This is a genomic window from Streptomyces sp. SAS_270 (assembly GCF_052543295.1).
On the sequence record NZ_JBMNDS010000011.1, the window covers coordinates 41,404 to 60,425 of the forward strand.

General features: G+C 70.2%; 16 protein-coding genes and 1 pseudogene. 12 read left to right on the forward strand and 5 right to left on the reverse strand.

Going from position 1 to position 19,022, the window contains the following annotated elements:
* Positions 1-115: 115 nt before the first annotated feature.
* Positions 116-1,132 carry a sugar ABC transporter substrate-binding protein gene (locus tag ACN6LB_RS10260; protein ID WP_445025534.1) on the reverse strand — a complete coding sequence of 339 codons (1,017 nt, stop codon included), beginning with the start codon at positions 1,130-1,132 and terminating at the stop codon, positions 116-118.
* Between the two features lie 247 nt (positions 1,133-1,379).
* On the opposite strand from ACN6LB_RS10260, the gene ACN6LB_RS10265 reads away from it, so the two are divergent.
* The 6 genes from ACN6LB_RS10265 (at position 1,380) to ACN6LB_RS10290 (ending at position 8,471) form a co-directional block, all read left to right on the forward strand.
* The gene (locus ACN6LB_RS10265; protein WP_356140084.1) at positions 1,380-2,342 is read left to right on the forward strand and encodes a carbohydrate kinase family protein; all 963 of its coding nucleotides are present in this window, start codon (positions 1,380-1,382) and stop codon (positions 2,340-2,342) included.
* A 218-nt stretch (positions 2,343-2,560) separates the two neighbouring features.
* Positions 2,561-5,119, forward strand: coding sequence for a GH32 C-terminal domain-containing protein (locus ACN6LB_RS10270; protein WP_445025535.1), 2,559 nt, complete (start codon positions 2,561-2,563; stop codon positions 5,117-5,119).
* A 15-nt stretch (positions 5,120-5,134) separates the two neighbouring features.
* Complete coding sequence (locus ACN6LB_RS10275) at positions 5,135-5,428, forward strand: putative quinol monooxygenase (protein WP_356140110.1); 294 nt, start codon at positions 5,135-5,137, stop codon at positions 5,426-5,428.
* A 174-nt stretch (positions 5,429-5,602) separates the two neighbouring features.
* Positions 5,603-6,901 carry a bifunctional 3-oxoadipate enol-lactonase/4-carboxymuconolactone decarboxylase PcaDC gene (gene pcaDC / locus ACN6LB_RS10280; protein WP_445025536.1) on the forward strand — a complete coding sequence of 433 codons (1,299 nt, stop codon included), beginning with the start codon at positions 5,603-5,605 and terminating at the stop codon, positions 6,899-6,901.
* An 84-nt stretch (positions 6,902-6,985) separates the two neighbouring features.
* A complete protein-coding gene (locus ACN6LB_RS10285) occupies positions 6,986-7,621 on the forward strand; it encodes an MBL fold metallo-hydrolase (protein ID WP_356140081.1) in 636 nt (211 codons plus the stop codon).
* 70 nt (positions 7,622-7,691) lie between these two features.
* Positions 7,692-8,471, forward strand: coding sequence for an exodeoxyribonuclease III (locus ACN6LB_RS10290; protein ID WP_445025537.1), 780 nt, complete (start codon positions 7,692-7,694; stop codon positions 8,469-8,471).
* Positions 8,472-8,492: 21 nt separating this feature from the next.
* Here the strand turns inward: ACN6LB_RS10290 and ACN6LB_RS10295 are convergent, their stop codons facing one another.
* A complete protein-coding gene (locus tag ACN6LB_RS10295; RefSeq protein WP_445025538.1) occupies positions 8,493-10,256 on the reverse strand; it encodes an SGNH/GDSL hydrolase family protein in 1,764 nt (587 codons plus the stop codon).
* Between the two features lie 189 nt (positions 10,257-10,445).
* Between ACN6LB_RS10295 and ACN6LB_RS10300 the strand changes: the two genes are divergently transcribed.
* The 3 genes from ACN6LB_RS10300 to ACN6LB_RS10310 all read left to right on the forward strand — a co-directional run bounded on the left by ACN6LB_RS10300 (position 10,446) and on the right by ACN6LB_RS10310 (position 12,764).
* Positions 10,446-10,886 (forward strand): DUF6278 family protein, encoded by a 441-nt coding sequence (locus tag ACN6LB_RS10300; RefSeq protein WP_445025539.1) that lies wholly within the window; start codon positions 10,446-10,448, stop codon positions 10,884-10,886.
* A gap of 149 nt (positions 10,887-11,035) precedes the next feature.
* On the forward strand, positions 11,036-11,779 hold the full coding sequence (locus ACN6LB_RS10305) for an amino acid ABC transporter ATP-binding protein (protein WP_356140077.1): 744 nt from the start codon (positions 11,036-11,038) through the stop codon (positions 11,777-11,779).
* 85 nt (positions 11,780-11,864) lie between these two features.
* Positions 11,865-12,764, forward strand: coding sequence for an amino acid ABC transporter permease (locus tag ACN6LB_RS10310; protein WP_445025540.1), 900 nt, complete (start codon positions 11,865-11,867; stop codon positions 12,762-12,764).
* Positions 12,765-12,799: 35 nt separating this feature from the next.
* Here the strand turns inward: ACN6LB_RS10310 and ACN6LB_RS10315 are convergent, their stop codons facing one another.
* Positions 12,800-14,368 carry an alpha/beta fold hydrolase gene (locus ACN6LB_RS10315; protein ID WP_445025541.1) on the reverse strand — a complete coding sequence of 523 codons (1,569 nt, stop codon included), beginning with the start codon at positions 14,366-14,368 and terminating at the stop codon, positions 12,800-12,802.
* A gap of 232 nt (positions 14,369-14,600) precedes the next feature.
* Positions 14,601-15,362, reverse strand: coding sequence for a hypothetical protein (locus ACN6LB_RS10320; protein ID WP_356140074.1), 762 nt, complete (start codon positions 15,360-15,362; stop codon positions 14,601-14,603).
* 104 nt (positions 15,363-15,466) lie between these two features.
* Here ACN6LB_RS10320 and ggt point away from each other — a divergent pair, with 104 nt between their 5' ends.
* Entirely contained in the window at positions 15,467-17,263 is a 1,797-nt protein-coding gene (ggt, locus tag ACN6LB_RS10325) for a gamma-glutamyltransferase (protein WP_445025542.1), read from the forward strand.
* A 4-nt stretch (positions 17,264-17,267) separates the two neighbouring features.
* Here ggt and map read toward each other — a convergent pair whose 3' ends face one another.
* Entirely contained in the window at positions 17,268-18,083 is an 816-nt protein-coding gene (gene map / locus ACN6LB_RS10330; protein WP_445025543.1) for a type I methionyl aminopeptidase, read from the reverse strand.
* 32 nt (positions 18,084-18,115) lie between these two features.
* Here map and ACN6LB_RS10335 point away from each other — a divergent pair, with 32 nt between their 5' ends.
* Together ACN6LB_RS10335 and ACN6LB_RS10340 are read left to right on the forward strand one after the other, a co-directional pair.
* Complete coding sequence (locus tag ACN6LB_RS10335) at positions 18,116-18,367, forward strand: helix-turn-helix domain-containing protein (protein WP_445025544.1); 252 nt, start codon at positions 18,116-18,118, stop codon at positions 18,365-18,367.
* A 127-nt stretch (positions 18,368-18,494) separates the two neighbouring features.
* Positions 18,495-19,022: pseudogene (locus tag ACN6LB_RS10340) on the forward strand (hypothetical protein); the annotation flags it as partial.

The window sequence follows — 19,022 nt, forward strand, 5'->3', positions numbered from 1 at the left end:
GCAAGGAGGCCAAAGAGGACAAGAGGGTGAGGGGGGCGGCCGTCCCGGGTCGGGGAGGTGCGGGCCGGCCGCCCCGCTGAGGGGGAAGGCGACGTCGTACGGTCCTGGGGGCGGCTCAGCCCCAGCAGTTCTCCAGGCCGTAGGCGGTGTCCTTGGACGTGACCCCGTCCTGCGCCTTGTCGGTGATCAGGGTGACGCCCGTGTCGGTGTAACCGGACGCCTTCTTGCCGTCCTTGGCGTACGTCACGACGGCCTTGACGCCCTCGGCGGCCATCTTCAGCGGGTACTGCTGCGAGGTCGCGGCGATCTTGCCGTCCTTGACGGCCTGGGTGCCGGTGCAGCCGCCGTCGACGGAGACGATCAGGACGTCCTTCTCCCGGCCCTTGGCCTTCAGCGCGGTGTACGCGCCCAGGGCAGCCGGTTCGTTGATGGTGTAGACGACGTTGATGCCGGGCGCCTTCTGCAGACAGTTCTCCATCGCCGTCTGGCCCTTGGCCTGGTCGCCGCCGGTGTCCTGGGCGCACGCCACGTCCTTCTCGGTGGCGCCGAAGCCCTTCAGGAAACCGTTGTGCCGCTGGACGCCGACGGAGACGCCGGGCGCCAGGTCGAGGGCGGCTATCTTCGCCGTCTTGCCCTTCATGGCGGCCTTGGCGTACTCGCCGATCAGCTCGCCGGCCTTGAGGTTGTCGGTCGCGAAGAGGGCGTCGACCGCGCTCTGCGGTTCGGTCGGCGTGTCCAGGGCGATGACCAGGACCCCCTTGGCCTTGGCCTTCGCGATCGCGGGCACGATGGCCTTGGAGTCGCTCGGGGTGATCAGGATGCCCTTCACCCCGGCGGCGACCATGTTCTCGATGGCGGTGACCTGTCCGGTGTTGTCCCCGTCGAACTTGCCCGCCGCGGTCATCAGCTGAGCGCCGTTCTCCTTGGCGGCCTTCTCCGCGCCCTCCTTCATCTTCACGAAGAACGGGTTGGTGTCGGTCTTGGTGATCAGCCCGACCTTGACGGTGCCCGAGCCGGAACTCGTGGAACTCGAACCGGAGCCGGACCCGCAGGCCGTCAGGGTGAGGGCCGCGACGCCCGTGACCGCGGCGACTCTGAGCAGGGAGGAGGACAGACGAGTGGTGCGAGACATGATCGACTCCTGTGAGATAGCGAACGGCACGGGGTTTCGGGTCAGAGCAGCCGCCCGGGTGTCATCGTTGACTTATGTCATCGTTGACACTGCATGGCCAGGATGATGGACTCCGCATCCCGGCAACGTCAATGCCTTCCACCCGTCACAAATCGGCAACGCCCGCGGTCGTCACCCTGCGCGGCCGGTCGGTGGGAGCATCACGACGCGGTTTGCCGGCCCGACCTTTCCGAGAGAAGAGCAGCCCATGAGCCCGCGCCAGATCACGGTCCTGGGAGAGTGCGTCGCGGACGCCTTCACCGAATCGGCAGACGTTGCGAACGAACTCAGGCTGAGGGTGCTGCCGGGTGGCGGACCTGCGAACACGGCGGTCGCCCTGGCCCGCCTCGGTATGCCGACCCGCTTCCTCGCCCGCCTCTCCGGCGATGTCTTCGGCCGGCTGTTCCGGGCCCATCTGGAGGCGTCCGGAGTGGACTTGTCCCACGCCGTCGAGGCTGCCGAGCCGAGCACCCTGGCCGTGGCGGAGTTGGACGCCCAGGGGCAGGCCGCGTACTCCTTCCACGCGCAGAACACGGCCGACTGGCAGTGGACGACCGAGGAACTGGCGGGGCTGGACCTGTCCGGGACGGCCTGTGTGCACACCGGATCCCTGGCCCTGGTCCGCGAGCCCGGGGCGGCGGTGGTGGAGGAGTTCCTGGCAACTGCCTCCGCACGCGCCACGGTCAGCATCGACCCCAACGTCCGCCCGCTGCTGGTGCGCCCCGAGGTCTACCGCGCGCGGCTGCGGCACTGGTGCGCCCTCGCGGATGTGCTGCGGCTGAGCGAGGACGACCTGGCCCTGCTCCTGCCCGAAACCTCCCCCGAGCAGGCATGCGACATCTGGCACGCCGCAGGGGCGCGCCTCGTGGTGATCACGCGCGGCGCCGACGGCGCCCTGGCCTCGCTCGACGGCGAACGGGTCGAGGTGCCCGCGGTGGCGACGCAGGTCGTGGACACGGTCGGGGCAGGGGATTCCTTCACGGCCGGGCTGCTGCACCGGCTCGGCGCCCGTGGACTCCTCGGCGGCCGGCTGACGGACCTTCGTCTCGACGACGTGGCGGAAGCCTGCCAATTCGCCGCGCAGGTCGCGGCCCTGACCTGCGCGGTCGCCGGTCCCAATCCGCCCTGGCAGAGCCGGCTGGCGCAGTTTGCCACGGCCGAGCGGTCCTGACGGGCAGGGGCCGAGCCAAGGGGCAATCGCACCGCAACCGTTGACGCGTGGGCCGGGTTGTGGCCATCATCGGGCCACTCGATGTCATCGATGACACAAGTCAACGATGACACCCTTGGTCGGCGACGTGGACGACGGCGCCGACAGGGCGTCACTTTTCGGTCCGTCCTCGCCCGGCAGCAGGCTCCGCCGCGTGGACGACCGCGGCAGGAGACACCATGAGCTCTGCACGTGCATCCCGGCATGCCCGCACCTGGACGATCGCGGCGGTCGTGGCCGTCTGCGTGCTGTCCGCCGCCCGCCCGGCCCCGCAGGCCGTCGCCGCGGACTCCCCGCCGTACACCGAGACCTACCGGCCCCAGTTCCACTTCACCCCGCAGAAGAACTGGATGAACGACCCCAACGGGCTTGTGTACTACAAAGGCGAGTACCACCTCTTCTACCAGTACAACCCCAACGGCAACTCCTGGGGCGACTTGTCCTGGGGGCACGCGGTGAGCAAGGACCTCGTGCACTGGGAGCAGCTGCCGCTCGCCCTGTCCCACGACGACAAGGAGATGGTGTTCTCCGGCAGCGCGGTGGTCGACGTGAACAACACCACCGGGTTCGGGACGAAGAAGAACCCGGCCATGGTGGCCGTCTACACCAGCTACCGCAAGGACACGGGCGTACAGGCGCAGTCGCTCGCCTACAGCACCGACCTCGGCCGCACCTGGACCAAGTACCAGGGCAATCCCGTCATCGACATCGGCTCCAAGGACTTCCGCGATCCCAAGGTCCAGTGGTACGCGCCGACGAAGAGCTGGCTGATGACGGTGTCGCTGTCCGCGGAGCACAAGGTGCGGTTCTACTCGTCCAAGAACCTCAAGGACTGGAGTCCGCTCAGTGAGTTCGGTCCGGCCGGTGCGACGGGCGGCGTGTGGGAGTGCCCCGACCTGTTCCCCCTCGCCGTCGACGGGGACAAGAAGAACATCAAGTGGGTTCTTGTCGTCAACATCAACCCCGGGGGCATCACCGGCGGTTCGGGTGCCCAGTACTTCGTCGGCGACTTCGACGGCAAGAAGTTCACCGCCGAGGACAAGGGAACGTACACCCCGCCCGCCGGCACCGTGATGCAGGACTTCGAGGGCAGCGGCTTCGACGCATGGACGACCACCGGGACCGCGTTCGGCGACCGGCCTGCGGCCGGCGCGGTGGACGGACAGGGAACCGTATCCGGCTTCGACGGCTCGGGCCTCGCCAACAGCTTCCACGGCGGTGACGGCACCACCGGCATCCTCACCTCGCCCGAGTTCACCGTCGACAGCCGCTACCTGAACTTCAAGGTCGGCGGCGGACAGCACCCCCACGAGGCCGGGACGGTCATGGAGCAGGGAGATCCGCCCGCGGGGACGGTCCTCGCCGACTTCGAGGGCGGCTACGGCGCCTGGACGACGACGGGGGACGCCTTCGGCACCGCACCGGCCCACGGCACCCTGCCCGACCAGCAGGAAGTCTCCGGATTCCTGGGCAACGGTCTGGCCAACTCGTACCTGAACGGCGACTCCGGCACCGGCACCCTCACCTCGCCCGAATTCACCATCGACAAGGACTACGTCGACTTCCTCGTCGGCGGCGGCAACCACCCCGCCGGCTCCGCCGACCCCGCAGCCGTCGAACTCCTCGTGGACGGCCAGGTGGTGCGCAGCGCCACGGGAAAGGACGCGGAAGCGCTCAACTGGTCCTCCTGGGACGTCAAGGACCTCAGCGGCAAGAAGGCGCGGATCAGGATCGTCGACGACAACACCGGCGGCTGGGGCCACCTCAACGTCGACCACATCGTGCTGTCCGACTCCAAGGCCCAGCCCCTTTCCCGGGAGACATCCGTCAACCTGCTCGTCGACGGCAAGGTCGTGAGCAGCGCGACCGGCTCCAACAGCGAGACCCTGGACTGGGCTTCCTTCGACCTGCGTTCCTACGCCGGCAAGAAGGCACGGGTCCAGATCGTCGACATGAACACCGCAGGCTGGGGCCACATCATGGCCGACCGGTTCACTGCCGCCGACGCCCCCGCCAGGTCCGTGGTGCAGCGTGCCGACTGGGCCGACTACGGCAAGGACTACTACGCGGCCGTGTCCTGGGAGAACGTGCCGGGTGACAAGCGCTACATGATCGGCTGGATGAACGACTGGGAGTACGGCGGCTCCATCCCCACCTCGCCCTGGCGCAGCGCCCAGAGCATCCCCCGGCAGATGGCCCTTCGCACCGTCGACGGCCGCCTCCGGCTGACGAGCCGGCCCGTCGACAGCCTGGCCTCCCTCCGTGACGAGGACCCGGCGACGGCGTCCGGCGTCAACGTCAAGAGCACCTCGAAGCCCCTGATCGGCCCCGCGGCCGAGGGCAAGGCGCTCGACATCGAGGCGACCTTCTCCGTCAAGGACGCCGAACGCTTCGGCCTGAAGGTACGCACCGGCGCCGACGGCACGGAGACCGTCATCGGCTACGACACCACGACGCAGGAGCTGTACGTCGACCGCACCCGCTCCGGTGCCGTGGACTTCAGCAGCGCCTTCCCCGGCGTCCAGCGCGCCCCGCTCAAGGCCGCAAACGGCAAGGTGAAGCTGCGCGTCCTCGTCGACTGGTCGTCCGTCGAGGTCTTCGGCGGCAGTGGTGAGGCCGTGATCACCGACCAGATCTTCCCCGACCCCGCCGACCAGGGAGTGCGGCTCTTCGCCGAGAACGGCTCGGCGAGGCTGGACAAGGCCGTTGTCCACCACCTCGACTCCGCCCACGACTGACAAGGATCCATGACCGTGAAGAAGACTCTGCTCGCCGAGTTCACCGCCCGCGAAGGCGCGGAGGGCGAGGTCGCCCGCCTGATCCTCGAGTACGCCGGGAAGGTGCGCGAGGAAGAGGGCAACCTCGCCTTCGACGTCTACACCAAGGCGGCCGCCCCGCGCGCCTTCTGGATCTTCGAGGTGTACCGGGACGAGGACGCCTTCCAGGCCCACCTGAAGGCGCCGTACGGCGGCCCGTTCAACACCGTCCTCGCTCCGCTGATCGAGGAGGACGCCTCCGTGCTGACCTTCCTCGATCCCGTGGCCTGATGCCGGCCGGGCCCGCCCTTGTGTGCGGGCCCGGCCCTGTGCACGGCGTGCGCGGGCGCTGTTCGGTCCGCGGCGCGTGGAGGATCTTCGCGAAGCCCTCACAACGTGGGACGGTTTGCACGGGGACCTGACCCCGAGCGCGTGGAATCAGTGAGATGTGAGAGCGTGCAGGACGTGAGTGAGACACCGACGAACACGCTGCAATACCGCTTTGACGGGCGAGAGGACGCCCCAGTCCTGATCTTGGGTCCCTCACTGGGTACGACCTGGCACATGTGGGATCGCCAGGTCCCGGAGTTGTCGAAGCACTGGCGGATCTTCCGGTTCGACCTGCCGGGACACGGCGGAGCCCCCGCGTACCCCTCCGGTTCGGTCAGCGAACTCGCGCAGCGGCTGCTGGCCACGCTCGACGGGCTCGGCGTGCAGCGGTTCGGCTTCGCGGGCTGCGCGTTCAGCGGCGCCCTCGGGATGGAACTGGCGCTGCGCCGCCCGGAGCGCGTCGCCTCGCTCGCACTGATCGCCGCGTCGCCCCGGTTCGGGACGGCGGACGAGTTCCGCCGACGCGGGGTGATCGTCCGGACGAACGGGCTGGACCCGATGGCGCGTACGTCACCGGAGCGCTGGTTCACCACCGGGTTCGCGGCGGCCCAGCCCGCGATCACCGAGTGGGCCGTGCAGATGGTGCGCACCACCGACCCCGGTTGCTACATCGCGGCCTGCGAGGCGCTCGCCGCGTTCGACATACGGGCAGAACTTGGCCGCATCGGAGTCCCCACGCTCGTCCTGGCCGGCTCCGACGACCAGGTCACCGGGCCCGCCGAGGCGCGCACCCTGGTCGCCGGGATCCCCGACGCCCGGCTCGCGGTCGTACCCGGCGCCTCGCACCTGGTGCCCGTGGAGCAGCCCGCCGCGGTCACCGACCTGCTCGTCCGGCACTTCTCCACCGCTTGGCAGCCCGCCTTCGACTCGTCCACCGGCCAGATGGCGATCCCGGCGGCCCCGGTCAAGCCGGTCCTCGCGCCGCCCCCGTCGGCGGCCCCCCTCGCCGAGATCGCCCCGGCCGCCCCGCAGCCCGTGGCGCTGGGCAACAGACCCGACCCCTACGACGCGGGGCTCAAGGTCCGCCGCGAGGTGCTCGGCGACGCGCACGTCGACCGGGCGCTGGCATCGGCGGACGCGTTCTCCGGGGACTTCCAGGAGTTCATCACCCGCTACGCGTGGGGCGAGATCTGGGACCGCCCCGGGCTCGACAGACGCTCGCGCAGCTGTGTCACGCTGACCGCGCTGGTCGCGGGCGGCCACCTCGACGAACTCGCCTTCCACACCCGCGCCGCTCTCCGCAACGGCCTCACCCCCGTCGAGATCAAGGAAGTGCTCCTCCAGGCGGCGGTCTACTGCGGCGTACCGGCCGCGAACAGCGCCTTCAAGGTGGCACAGCAGGTCATCCGCGAGGAGACCACGCCCCAGGAGTGATCACAGGAGTGATCTTGAGCCTGGCAGCAGGAGCACCAGGCTCAGCCCGCCCGTCGCCGCACCGGCGGGGGCAGGATGGAACCCATGAAGCTCACGAAGAAGTCGCACGCCTGCATCCGCCTCGAAAAGGACGGGCGGACGCTCGTCATCGATCCGGGCACGTTCAGCGAGGAGGACTCCGCGCTCGACGCGGACGCGATCCTGGTCACGCACGAGCACCTGGACCACTTCAACGAGGACCGGCTGCGGGCGGGCCTGGAAGCCAACCCGGCGGCCGAGATCTGGACCCTGAGGTCCGTCGCGGAGAAGATCTCCGCCGCCTTCCCCGGCCGGGTGCACACCGTCGGCCACGGTGACACGTTCACCGCCGCGGGCTTCGACGTCCAGGTGCACGGCGAACTGCACGCGGTGATCCACCCGGACATCCCGCGGATCACCAACGTCGGCTTCCTCGTCGACGGCGGCCGCGTCTTCCACCCGGGCGACGCGCTCACCGTGCCCGACCACCCCGTCGAGACGCTGATGCTCCCCGTCATGGCCCCCTGGAGCAAGATCTCCGAGGTCATCGAGTACGTCCGCGAGGTCAAGCCGCAGCGCGCGTACGACATCCACGACGCGCTCCTCACCGATCTCGCCCGGCCGATCTACGACAACCAGATCGGCGCCCTGGGCGGCGCCGAGCACCTGCGGCTCGCTCCGGGGGCGTCCGCCGAGGTCTGAGCACGGCCGTGCCTGCGTGCGACGGGCGGGGGCGGGAGCGTTGTCGTACCCGCCCGGTAGGTTGTGAGGCATGCGCATTGCGACCTGGAACGTGAACTCGATCACCGCCCGTCTCCCGAGGCTGCTGGCCTGGCTGGAGAGCAGCGGCACGGACGTGCTGTGCATCCAGGAGACCAAGACCACGGCCGAGGGCTTCCCGACCGACGAGCTGCGCGAGCTGGGCTACGAGTCGGCGGTGCACGCGACGGGCCGGTGGAACGGAGTGGCGGTGGTCTCCCGCGTGGGCCTGGAGGACGTGGTCAGGGGGCTGCCCGGCGACCCCGGCTACGACGGAGTGCAGGAGCCCCGAGCGGTCTCCGCGACCTGCGGCCCGATCCGCGTCTGGTCGGTGTATGTGCCCAACGGCCGCGAGGTGGACCACCCGCACTACGCGTACAAGCTCCAGTGGTTCGAGGCGCTCAAGGCGGCCGTCGCCGGGGACGCGGCGGGTGGCCGGCCCTTCGCGGTGATGGGCGACTACAACGTGGCGCCGACGGACGACGACGTCTACGACGTTGCCGCCTTCGAGGGCCTCACACACGTCACGCCCGCCGAGCGCGCCGCCCTCACCTCCCTGCGCGAGGCGGGCCTCTCGGACGTGGTCCCGCGCCCCCTGAAGTACGAGCACCCGTACACGTACTGGGACTACCGCCAGCTCTGCTTCCCGAAGAACCGCGGGATGCGCATCGACCTCGTCTACGGCAACGAGGCGTTCTCCAAGGCGGTCAAGGACGCGTACGTGGATCGTGAGGAGCGCAAGGGCAAGGGTGCCTCCGATCACGCGCCGGTGGTCGTGGACCTCGAGGTGTGACCCGCACCGGCCTCCCGGACCTCATGACGCCGACAGCAGCCTGAGGTCCACCGAGTCCGCCAGCGCCGCGAGGCCCGCGTCTCCCGGATGCAGGTGATCTCCGCTGTCGTAGGCGGGCAGGAGCCGGGCCGGACGGTCGGGGTCCCGGAGGACCGCGTCGAAGTCCAGTACGCCGTCGAAGTCCGTGCCGGCGCGGATCCAGGCGTTCACCGCGGTCCGTCGGGTGTCAGCCGCCGTGGTGCACAGCGACTCGCCCTCGCAGGGGGCGATCGTGGCGGCCAGGACGCGCAGCCCGCGGGCGTGGGCGCGGGCGGCGATCTCCCGCAGTCCGGCCACGACCTGGTCCGCGGACGCGCCCCAGCGGACGTCGTTGACACCCTGGAAGACCACGGCCGTGCGCGCCGAGGTCTGGGCGAGGACATCGCGGTCCAGGCGGTGCAGCGCACTGACTCCGCCTGTGTCGGTGGAGACCCCGTCGCCCGGATAGCGGTCGCCGACCACACGGTTCGCCGAGATGCCCTGGTTGAGGACGCCATAGTGCGGGACCACATGTTGGTTCAGCACACGTGTGGCCAGCACATTGGGCCAGCGGTGGTTCGCCTCCTGCGTGGACTTCTCGCCGTCGGTGATCGAATCACCGAGCACCACCACGGACCCGGGCCCGCCGCTCACGTCGACGCCGGTCAGCAGCGGCCAGCTCGTGATCGTCGAGGTGTACGCCTCCGGGGAGCCGTCGCCCGCGTGGTCGCCCGGCTCGCTGACGTACGACCGCTGCACCGCGAGCCGGTGCACCGGCGCCGCCGCCACCGTCCCGGGGAGGTGGAAGCTCACCAGCAGGTTGGCGTCCGCGGGCACCTCAAGACCCACCGGATCGCTGAACACCTGGGCGCCCGCGGGGATTTCGGCTCCCGTCGCACCCCGGAAGGCGAGCGGTGCCGGCGGAGTCGCCGGGCGCGCACCGGCCGCCTGCACGGCCACTGTCGCGCTGCCGATCCGTACCGGCGCCGCCGCGAAGGTGTTGTCGAGCCGGATCCGCACCCGCGGCCCGCCCACCGAGGTGTGCACCACGAGTCGCAGCGTCCGGTCCGTCCAGGGACCGACGGCCGTGTAACCGGAGGTCGAGGCCGCCCAACTGCCCGTCCAGCCCCGCGTCGAGGCCCGCACGGACAGCGCGAACACATGCAGTGCGTCCGCCTTCGGCAGGTCCACCGACGTGACCTCGCGCCCGCGCGCGAGCGGCACCGTCACGACGTACAGCCGTACCTTCACGTCGAGTTGACCGTCGGGCGTGTTCAGGTGCGGCAGTGCCACGGCCTTGGTGGCGAGCGGACCGGTGCGCCAGTCCGGGGCGGTCAACCGGTACGGGGCGCGGCCGCCGTCGGCGTACCGCACCGTGCCCGTGCCGCCCACGTCGGCGCCGCCCGTGCCCGAGACCAGGAAGGCGAGGGCGTCGCCGTGGCCGTGCACGCGGACCGACTGGCCGGCCGCGCGCACGTTGTCCGGCTCGCCCGCCGCGCGCCGCGGCCAGGTCAGCCGCGCGCCCTGGACGGTCGGCGAACGGTCCGGGGTCCACCCCGCGGCGGTCAGGTCCTGCGCCGACAGGGAGCCGCCGAAGCCGTCGAAGTCGGCTTCGCCGGGCCGCGTGTCGTCACTCACCGCGGTGTTGTCGAAGAGGCGCTCCAGAGGGAGCGGCCCGGGGGCGGCCGTCGCGGCCGCCGCTCCGAGAGGAAGGGCCGAGAGGAGGAGCGCGAGCACGACCACCCGACCCCACAGGCTTCGGCGCACGAATGACCCCTCTCCCGTGCCGGCGAGGTGACGGTTGCGCCATGAAGTTAAGGATGCGCAGGGGACCCGTCAACGAGGCGGGCGTGAAGATGGCGCGAACTCCCCGGCCGGCTCCCGGCGAACTCCCCTGCGCCGGAGGGCTCCGCGCGCCTGTGGTGCGAGGGGCGGCGTGAATGACACGCTGGGCGTATGAACATCCCTTTCCTGGGCAACTGGCGCAAGAAGCGCGGCCTCGCCTTCGGCGTCGCGGTGTTCTCCGACGGTGACCACGATCACGAGGGCATCGCCGAACTCCTCTCCGAGTGCGAACTGCTGCGCTCCCAGGCACAGCAGGCGGGGGTCGAACTGGACGACTCCGCGGCCTCGTTGGAGGCGCTCGACCAGTTGCTGCCACGCTGGCGCGACGACGAGGAGACCCTGCCCTGGCTCGGCAACGACGCGGGGCTCTACCTCGGCACCGTGATCGTGCGCACGGTCCCCGGCGCCGTCTGGGAGATCTGGCCCAACGGCCAGCCCGTGGTGCGGCTGGCCTCCGGCCGCGAGATCGACGTGGTCGCCTCCGGGCACACCTGGGCCTCCAGCGGCGCCCCCGAACTGTCGCAGCTGTACGCCGAGGTGTCGGAGGCATAGAGCGGGCCGTCGCTCGCGCGGAGTGACGGTAAACGGAAAACTCGATAAATACGCCTAGTGCCCGAAAAGTGCGTGTCGAGTATTAAGTCCCTTCTTGTCTGGATAGTTTGCGGCAACTGCGACACAGCTGAGAGTGGGTAGGGCCGGGCATGGCTGTCGATCCGTTGATCGAGCTGCATGACGTGAACAAGTACTTCGGGGAGCTGCATGTCCTCCAGGACATCAACCTCACCGTCGGCAAGGGGGAGGTGGTCGTGGTCATCGGCCCGTCGGGGTCGGGCAAATCGACACTGTGCAGGGCGATCAACCGTCTTGAGACGATCCACTCGGGCACGATCAAGCTCGACGGCGTCCCGCTGCCGGACGAGGGCACGGCGCTCGCGCAGTTGCGCGCCGAGGTCGGGATGGTCTTCCAGTCCTTCAACCTCTTCGCCCACAAAACGGTCCTGCAGAACATCTCGCTGGCCCAGATCAAGGTCCGCAAACGCAAGAAGGAGCAGGCCGACAAGCGCTCCCGCGAGCTCCTCGACCGGGTGGGTCTCGTCTCCCAGGCCGACAAGTACCCCGCCCAGCTCTCCGGTGGTCAGCAGCAGCGCGTCGCCATCGCCCGCGCCCTCGCCATGGACCCCAAGGCGCTCCTGTTCGACGAGCCGACCTCGGCCCTCGACCCGGAGATGATCAACGAGGTGCTCGAGGTCATGCAGCAACTCGCGCGCGACGGCATGACCATGGTCGTCGTCACCCACGAGATGGGCTTCGCCCGCTCCGCCGCCAACCGCGTGGTCTTCATGGCCGACGGCCGCATCGTCGAGGACCGCGTCCCCGACGAGTTCTTCACCAACCCGCGCAGCGACCGCGCCAAGGACTTCCTCTCCAAGATCCTCAAGCACTGAGCGGGGGAGTGCATCGCATGATCCGCAGGACACGTGTGTGCTGTGCCCCCGCGCAAGGAGAAGACCAGCGCCGGGGAGCCGCCCGATGACCGCCAACACCCTTGACGCCGCCGCCCTTTACGACCTCACGAGACCCCGTCCCCGGCCGCGCCGCAGCGCCTACGGCATTCTCTGCGCCGTCCTGATCCTCGGTCTGCTCGCCTGGATCCTCTCTCTCCTGTTCGACACCGGCCAGTTCATCCCTACGAAGTGGAGGCCCTTCGAGTACCCGGGCACCCGGGAACTTCTGCTGCGCGGCCTCGGCATCACGCTCAAGGCCTTCGGGAGCGCCGCCGTGCTCTCGCCCGCGCTCGGCTTCGTCCTCGCGACGGGGCGGCTGTCGCACCACCGGTGGGTGCGCCGGCCGGCCACGGTGGTCGTCGAGTTCTTCCGTGCCCTGCCCGTGCTGGTGATGATCTTCTTCGTCCTCGTGGTGCTCAGGGCCCAGCCGCTGCTCGCACTGGTCGCCGGACTGACGCTCCACCACGGCTCGGTGCTCGCCGAGGTGTTCCGCTCGGGCGTCCACTGCGTCGACCGCGGGCAGCGGGAGGCCGCGCTCGCGCTCGGTATGCGCAGGACCCGGGTCATGTCGTACGTCCTCGTCCCGCAGGCCCTGCGGGCCGTACTGCCCGCCGTCGCAGGTCAGTTGGTGGTGATTCTCAGGGACACCTCGCTCGGCTTTCTGATCACCCAGGAGGAGTTCCTCCATGCCGGGAGGCTCATCGCGTCGAACCTCGACTACGATTTGCCGTTCATCCCCGTGGTGATGGTGATCTCGCCGATCTGCATCGGGATGTGCATGCTGCTTTCCCGGTCCGCCCGATGGGTGGCCCGGCGTGAGCGGCGCAGTCCCGAGACCGAGGCCGTGGACGTGGCACCGGCCGAACCAGGGACGCTGCTGCCAGGAGGAACCCTCACGCCCTCGCGGTGCGGGGGAGTGCAGTAGCCATAGGGCCAGGCCCGCCCGGCAGCAGCCGGAGATCACTGCTCGCGCAGCGGAATCGACACGTACGACGGGTCGTTCGCCGGCGAGGAGAAGGTCAGCTGCGCGCCGGACGGGTTGTGCTCGATGTAGAGCGGGTCGACCGTGTCGACGACCAGGGCGAGACGATGCCCTGCCGGAACGTCGTAGGCCGTGGAGAACAGCTCCAGGTCGACGCCGAACGGCTTGCCGGGTGTACGCCCGTGGAAGGTGTACGGCGCGTTGCTGACCAGCTTGCCGAGGCCGAGCGGGCCCACGTCGTACAGATAGGCGACGAGGGTGCCGCTCTCCTTGGTCGGGGTGAGCGTGGTGTGCAGCTTGGTATTGCCGCGCACGTACTGGGCGCTCGTGTACTTCTCCGACTGCCACACGGCCGCCCAGTAGCGCGGCAGCAGCGGGATCGACGCCACCGGGGGCAGCTGGGCGATCTGGTCGAGGATGCTGGAGAGGAAGATGATCCCGCCGTCCGCGCCCGAGTCGACGTTCGTGTGGATGGTCGTGGTGCCCGCGAGGGCGATCTTCCGCTGTGTCGCGCCGACCGACTTCCAGTCCGGGTAGCCCTCGTAGCCGCCCGTGGAGCGGGACTTGAGCTCGACGGGCTGTTCGCGGTCGATGCCGTTGTCGTCGCCCTTGAGGTAGTGGTCGAACCAGCGCTCGGTGTCGGTCCACACGTCGTTGGGCAGCCCGAACAGTCCGGTCAGCTCGGCGGTGGCGTGGTCGCCCGGGCGGAACTCCAGTCTCTTCGGGCCGGTCAGCTTCTCGTAGAAGTCGGCGTACTGGTTGGGCGGGAAGATCGTGTCGCCCCAGCCGTTGGCCATCATGATGGCGGCGCCGTTGGCATTGATCTGGTCCAGATACGTCGTGGCGGAACGTTTCGCCCCCCAGTTGAGCATGTCCTGCTCCTTGGCCAGGTTGGAGGCGAAGAAGTCCTTGAAGACCTGCTGGAGTTCGGCGCTGGGGCGCCCGGTGATCGTGCCCGCGCCGTTCAGCAGGGCGGCCGCCTGGGAGTGCTGGGTGCGGCCCGAGTAGATCGAGTCGATCAGGTCCGCCCAGCCGCTCAGCGAGGCGACCGCCTTGATCCGCTTGTCGTGCCCGGCGGCGAGCAGGCTGATCCCGGCGCCGTAGGAGACGCCAGCCATGCCGATGTGCTGTGCGTCGGCGGGGGTGTTGGCGAGCGCCCAGTCGATGACCTTGGACGCGTCGGCTATGTCGGGTGGGCCCGCCACTTCTATCTCTCCGCCCGACTGCCAGAAGCCGCGCACGTTGTACGTGACCACGACGTAGCCGGAGTCCGCGAGCTTCTGGGCCTGCGCGAGGTACTCGATCTGCGGCAGCGCCCAGCTCGTGGGCATGACGAGCAGCGGGTAGCGGTGGGTGCCGTCGGCGCCGGCCGGCTTGACGACATTGGCCTTCAGGATCGTGCCGCCGTCACCGGTGATGTCGACGAAGTCGACCCCGGCCGACGCCGCCTGGGCGGTGGGGGCGAGCCCGAGGGCGGTGCCGGCGATCAGTGTCGCCGAGACGGCGCCCACGGCGGTCGTACGCAGGGCGTAGCGCGAGAGTCCCACGGGTCACTCCTCACTCGTGTCAGTGCAAAGTGACCCGACGGTAACCTCGGCCTCTTACTGGAGGTAACCCGTCGGTAAGTTACGCGCGGGTAACGATTGTTGAAGTGTGCATTTAGTGAGCGGGATGGCTCCTTTCGTGTGCGTCGGCCCTGCTGAAGTGCTCATTCCGCGCGCAAACGGAGGGGGTCCCTCGGGAGGTCTCCCGCGATGTCCCTCACGCTGCGGAGCGGGGTCAGGAGGACGCCCGGTGCGAGTTGCGCGGCGGCGCGGGCGCGGGGAGCGGCGTCTGGGCGACCCGTGTCACGTCCGCGACGAGTTCGACGACATCCGGGCCGTACGCCTGGGAGTTCACGACCTTCAGCAGGAGGACGAAGGTGTTGTTGCCGTGCTTGCGGTTCAGTCGCTCGTGGTTGCGGGCGAGGTAGCGGGTCGCCGCCTGGTTGGTGATTGCGCGCTGGCCGCAGAAGAGGAAGACGGGCCGCGACTGCTGCGGCTCGCTGGTCGTCAGCCGCGCCAGGATCACGTGTTCGGTGGTGCCCGCCTCCATGCGGTAGCGCTCGCTGCCGATCTGGAAGGCGGCCCGGTCCGGGCCGGGTTCGGGGTCCGTGTTGAAGCGGATGCCCGGCAGCAGCGCGGAGATGTGCGCGGCCATACGGCGGTTGGAGGACGGGCCGCCCACGCAGAACTCGGTGCGCTCGCCGAAGCCCTGCAGCACGGTGTCCTGGCTGACGATCTGGGCGTGCGCGCCGCAGTCCTTGATCAGCGCGGAGAGCTCCAGCAGCGCGAACACGTCGATGCGGTGCACCGCGAGCTCCGCGCTCGCCGGGTCGCGGGGAACCACCATCAGCGACTCGGAGTTGTCGGGCAGCCCGAAGAAGGCCTGCTTGCGGCGGAGCCTGCGCTTCCACAGGTACGTCCGGGCCAGCCAGCCGAGCGCGGCACTGATGCCGGCCCCCAGCACGCCCAGGACGATGTTGCGCACGTCGTCATTCATGGGCGCGCATGCTAGCGGGCGTGCGGACCGGTGTTCGAGGGGGTCCTGACGGGAGTGCGCCGGTGAAGTTACGCTGCGCGGACGGTTGTTGACTGGAGGTACGCATGCGTCGCCCTCTTGCGCGGAATCTGACGGTCCTGGCGGTTTCGGTGGTGGTGATGTCGGTCGGGGCGGCGGCGCCGCCCGGGGTCCGTGCGGCGGAGAAGACACCCGTCGCCGTCGGCTACGGCGGTGCCGTGGCGAGCGTCGACGCGGACGCCTCCGCTGCCGGCATCGAGGTCCTGAAGAAGGGCGGCAACGCGGTGGACGCGGCCGTCGCCACGGCGGCCGCGCTGGGGGTCACCGAGCCGTACTCGTCGGGCGTCGGCGGAGGCGGCTACTTCGTCTACTACGACGCCAAGTCCCGTACGGTGCACACGATCGACGGCCGTGAGACGGCCCCGCTGAGCGCCGACTCCGACCTCTTCGTGGAGAACGGCAAGGCGATCCCCTTCGCGGACGCCGTCACCAGCGGGCTGGGCGTGGGCACGCCCGGCACACCCGCCACCTGGCAGACCGCCCTCGACGAGTGGGGCAGCAAGGGGCTCAAGTCGTTGCTGCGGCCCGCCGAACGGCTGGCTCGCGACGGGTTCACCGTCGACTCCACCTTCCGTTCGCAGACCGAGGCCAACCAGGCCCGGTTCAGGAACTTCCCCGACACGGCGCAGCTGTTCCTGCCGGGCGGCTCGCTCCCGGTGGTCGGCTCGACCTTCAAGAACCCCGATCTGGCGCGCACGTACGAGGAGTTGGGCCGCGAGGGCACCGACGCGATCTACGACGGAGGCGACCTCGGCCAGGAGATCGTCGACACGGTCAACGAGCCGCCGGTGGACCCGGCCTCGGGCTACAAGGCCCGCCCGGGCGACCTCTCGCAGAAGGACCTCGAAGCGTACGAGGCGAACCTGCAGGCCCCGTCGAAGACGTCGTACCGAGGACTGAAGGTCTACTCGATCGCGCCCTCCTCCTCCGGCGGCACCACGGTCGGCGAGGCGCTCAACATCCTGGAGAGGACCGACCTTTCGCAGGCGAGCGAGGCGCAGTACCTGCACCACTACATCGAGGCGAGCCGGATCGCGTTCGCGGACCGCGGGCGCTGGGTGGGTGACCCCGCCTTCGAGGACGTACCGACGACGCAGCTGCTGTCGCAGAAGTACGCCGACTCGCGGGCGTGTCTGATCCACGACGACGCGGTGCTGACCAGCCCCCTCGCGCCCGGCGACCCGCGGCATCCCGCGGCCTGCGCATCCGGGGGTACGGCGGCCCCGACGACGTACGAGGGCGAGAACACCACGCACCTGACGGTGGCCGACAAGTGGGGCAACGTCGTCGCGTACACGCTCACCATCGAGCAGACCGGCGGCAGCGGCATCACGGTCCCGGGCCGCGGCTTCCTCCTCAACAACGAGCTCACCGACTTCTCCTTCACGCCCGCGAACCCGGCCGTGCACGACCCGAACCTGCCCGGACCCGGCAAGCGGCCCCGCTCGTCGATCTCGCCGACGATCGTCCTCGACGGGAACAACAGGCCGGTGGTGGCGCTCGGTTCGCCGGGCGGAGCCACCATCATCACGACCGTGCTGCAGACCCTGACGGGGTTCCTCGACCGCGGTCTTCCCCTGGTGGACGCCATCGCGGCACCGCGCGCCAGTCAGCGCAACGCCGCCACCACGGAACTCGAACCGGGCCTGTACAACAGCGAATTGCGCACCCAGCTGCAGTCCATCGGCCATGCCTTCAAGCTGAACCCGGAGATCGGCGCGGCGACGGGAGTGCAGCGGCTGCCGGGCGGCAAGTGGCTCGCGGCGGCGGAGAGGGTACGCCGCGGCGGCGGGTCGGCGATGGTGGTGACCCCGGCGTCGTAGCGGCTCAGGAGTGGTGCGACGGCGCGTCGGCAGAGATGTTCGACGCGCCGTCCTGGCGTGCGGTCAGGATGCGGGGTCCCGCGTCCGTGATCGCCACCGTGTGTTCCGCGTGGGCGGCGCGGGAGCCGTCGTTCGTGCGCAGCGTCCAGCCGTCGGGGGCCTCGTGGTAGCCGTCGGCGCCGCCGCCGATCAGCATGGGCTCGATCGCGAGGACCATGCCGTGGCGCAGGGCGAGGCCGCGGCCGGGTCGGCCCTCGTTCGGGACGGGCGGGTCCTCGTGGATACGGCGGCCCACCCCGTGCCCGCCGAAGTCCTGCGGGATGCCGTACCCCGCCGCGCGGCAGACCGCGCCGACGGCGTGCGCGATGTCGCCGATGCGGTTGCCGACGACGGCCGCCTCGATGCCGGCGGCGAGAGCTCGCTCGGCGGTCTCCACGAGGCGCAGATCGGCGGCGCGCGGCTCGCCGACGACGAAGCTGATCGCTGAGTCGCCCACCCAGCCGTCCAGTTCGGCGCCGAAGTCGATGGAGACCAGGTCGCCGTCGCGCAGCCGGTAGCCGGTCGGGATGCCGTGCACGATCGCGTCGTTCACGGAGGCGCAGATGACCGCGGGGAAGGGGGTCGGGGCGAACGAGGGCCGATAGCCGAGGAAGGGCGAGCCGGCTCCCGCCCCGCGCAGCACGCCGTGCGCCACCTCGTCCAGCTCCAGGAGGGAGACGCCCACGTCCGCGGCCTCCCGCACCGCCGTGAGGGCCCGGCCGACGACCTGGCCGGCGGCGTACATGGCGTCGATCGATGTGTCTGTCTTCAGTTCCACCATGCCAATTACTATACCGGTATTAGAATGGTGGCATGGTACGCACCCCCTTGACCCCCGAAGAGCGTGAACGAGGCGAGCGCCTCGGACGGTTGCTGCGCGAGGCCCGTGGCGGCCGCAGCATGGCGGACATCGCCGCGCACGCGGGTCTCTCCGCAGAGACCCTCCGCAAGATCGAGACCGGCCGGGCCCCGACCCCGGCGTTCTTCACGGTGGCCGCGCTGGCGCGGGTGCTCGGGCTGTCGATGGACCGATTGGCGGGCGATTGCGTGCCGGCCGAGGTGTGACGCACATCGGCCGTCCGCGGGATCACAGGACTCTGCGGCCAGTCCGAAAACTCCCCGTAGCCGTTCCGTAACACGGCTGGTGTTTTCTACCGGACCGGAGTACTCCAGTCTGCCGGGGAGTTGTGTGATGGCTGTGGAACAACTCCCGGGACAGGTACGGGAGTTCGCGAAATACCTGAACGGCCTGATGGAGCGGCTCGATCAGGGCGGCGGCTGGTGCGCGGTGTTCTGGCAGCGCGACCCCGACGGGATGCGGGCCTGCCTGGACGGCTGGGAGGTCCCGCCGTGGGACGTCGTCGAAGCGCTCCTGCAGGATCTCGCCGCCGGACACGGCGCCGGGACCGCCGCCCAGGAGACCGGGCGGGCCCGGGCCCTGCACGGCGCCTCGCTCGCCGCCCACGATGCCCGGCCGGGCGGCCGCGACGCCCTCGGCGACCGGCTCGACGTGATGCTCCGCGAACAGCGTTACGCGGCGGAACGCCAGGTCGAACTGGGGCGGATGCTCCGCGCGGCCGCCTCCCGGGAAGAGGCCGACGCCCTCCGCCTCGACCTCGCCTGGATCCGCGACGACCACGAACGCGCCACGGCCCGCTGCGCCGAGCTCCGCGCCCGCATGGACCACCAGGACCGCCGCGCCCTGCGCACGCACGCGCAG

Excerpts from the sequence above, each read along its gene's own strand:
- ACN6LB_RS10260 (WP_445025534.1), bottom strand. The coding sequence starts at position 1,132 with ATGTCTCGCACCACTCGTCTGTCCTCCTCCCTGCTCAGAGTCGCCGCG.
- ACN6LB_RS10300 (WP_445025539.1), top strand. The coding sequence starts at position 10,446 with ATGAACATCCCTTTCCTGGGCAACTGGCGCAAGAAGCGCGGCCTCGCC.
- ACN6LB_RS10335 (WP_445025544.1), top strand. The coding sequence starts at position 18,116 with ATGGTACGCACCCCCTTGACCCCCGAAGAGCGTGAACGAGGCGAGCGC.
- ACN6LB_RS10320 (WP_356140074.1), bottom strand. The coding sequence starts at position 15,362 with ATGAATGACGACGTGCGCAACATCGTCCTGGGCGTGCTGGGGGCCGGC.
- ggt (WP_445025542.1), top strand. The coding sequence starts at position 15,467 with ATGCGTCGCCCTCTTGCGCGGAATCTGACGGTCCTGGCGGTTTCGGTG.
- ACN6LB_RS10285 (WP_356140081.1), top strand. The coding sequence starts at position 6,986 with ATGAAGCTCACGAAGAAGTCGCACGCCTGCATCCGCCTCGAAAAGGAC.
- ACN6LB_RS10305 (WP_356140077.1), top strand. The coding sequence starts at position 11,036 with ATGGCTGTCGATCCGTTGATCGAGCTGCATGACGTGAACAAGTACTTC.
- map (WP_445025543.1), bottom strand. The coding sequence starts at position 18,083 with ATGGTGGAACTGAAGACAGACACATCGATCGACGCCATGTACGCCGCC.
- ACN6LB_RS10290 (WP_445025537.1), top strand. The coding sequence starts at position 7,692 with ATGCGCATTGCGACCTGGAACGTGAACTCGATCACCGCCCGTCTCCCG.
- ACN6LB_RS10265 (WP_356140084.1), top strand. The coding sequence starts at position 1,380 with ATGAGCCCGCGCCAGATCACGGTCCTGGGAGAGTGCGTCGCGGACGCC.
- ACN6LB_RS10270 (WP_445025535.1), top strand. The coding sequence starts at position 2,561 with ATGAGCTCTGCACGTGCATCCCGGCATGCCCGCACCTGGACGATCGCG.
- ACN6LB_RS10310 (WP_445025540.1), top strand. The coding sequence starts at position 11,865 with ATGACCGCCAACACCCTTGACGCCGCCGCCCTTTACGACCTCACGAGA.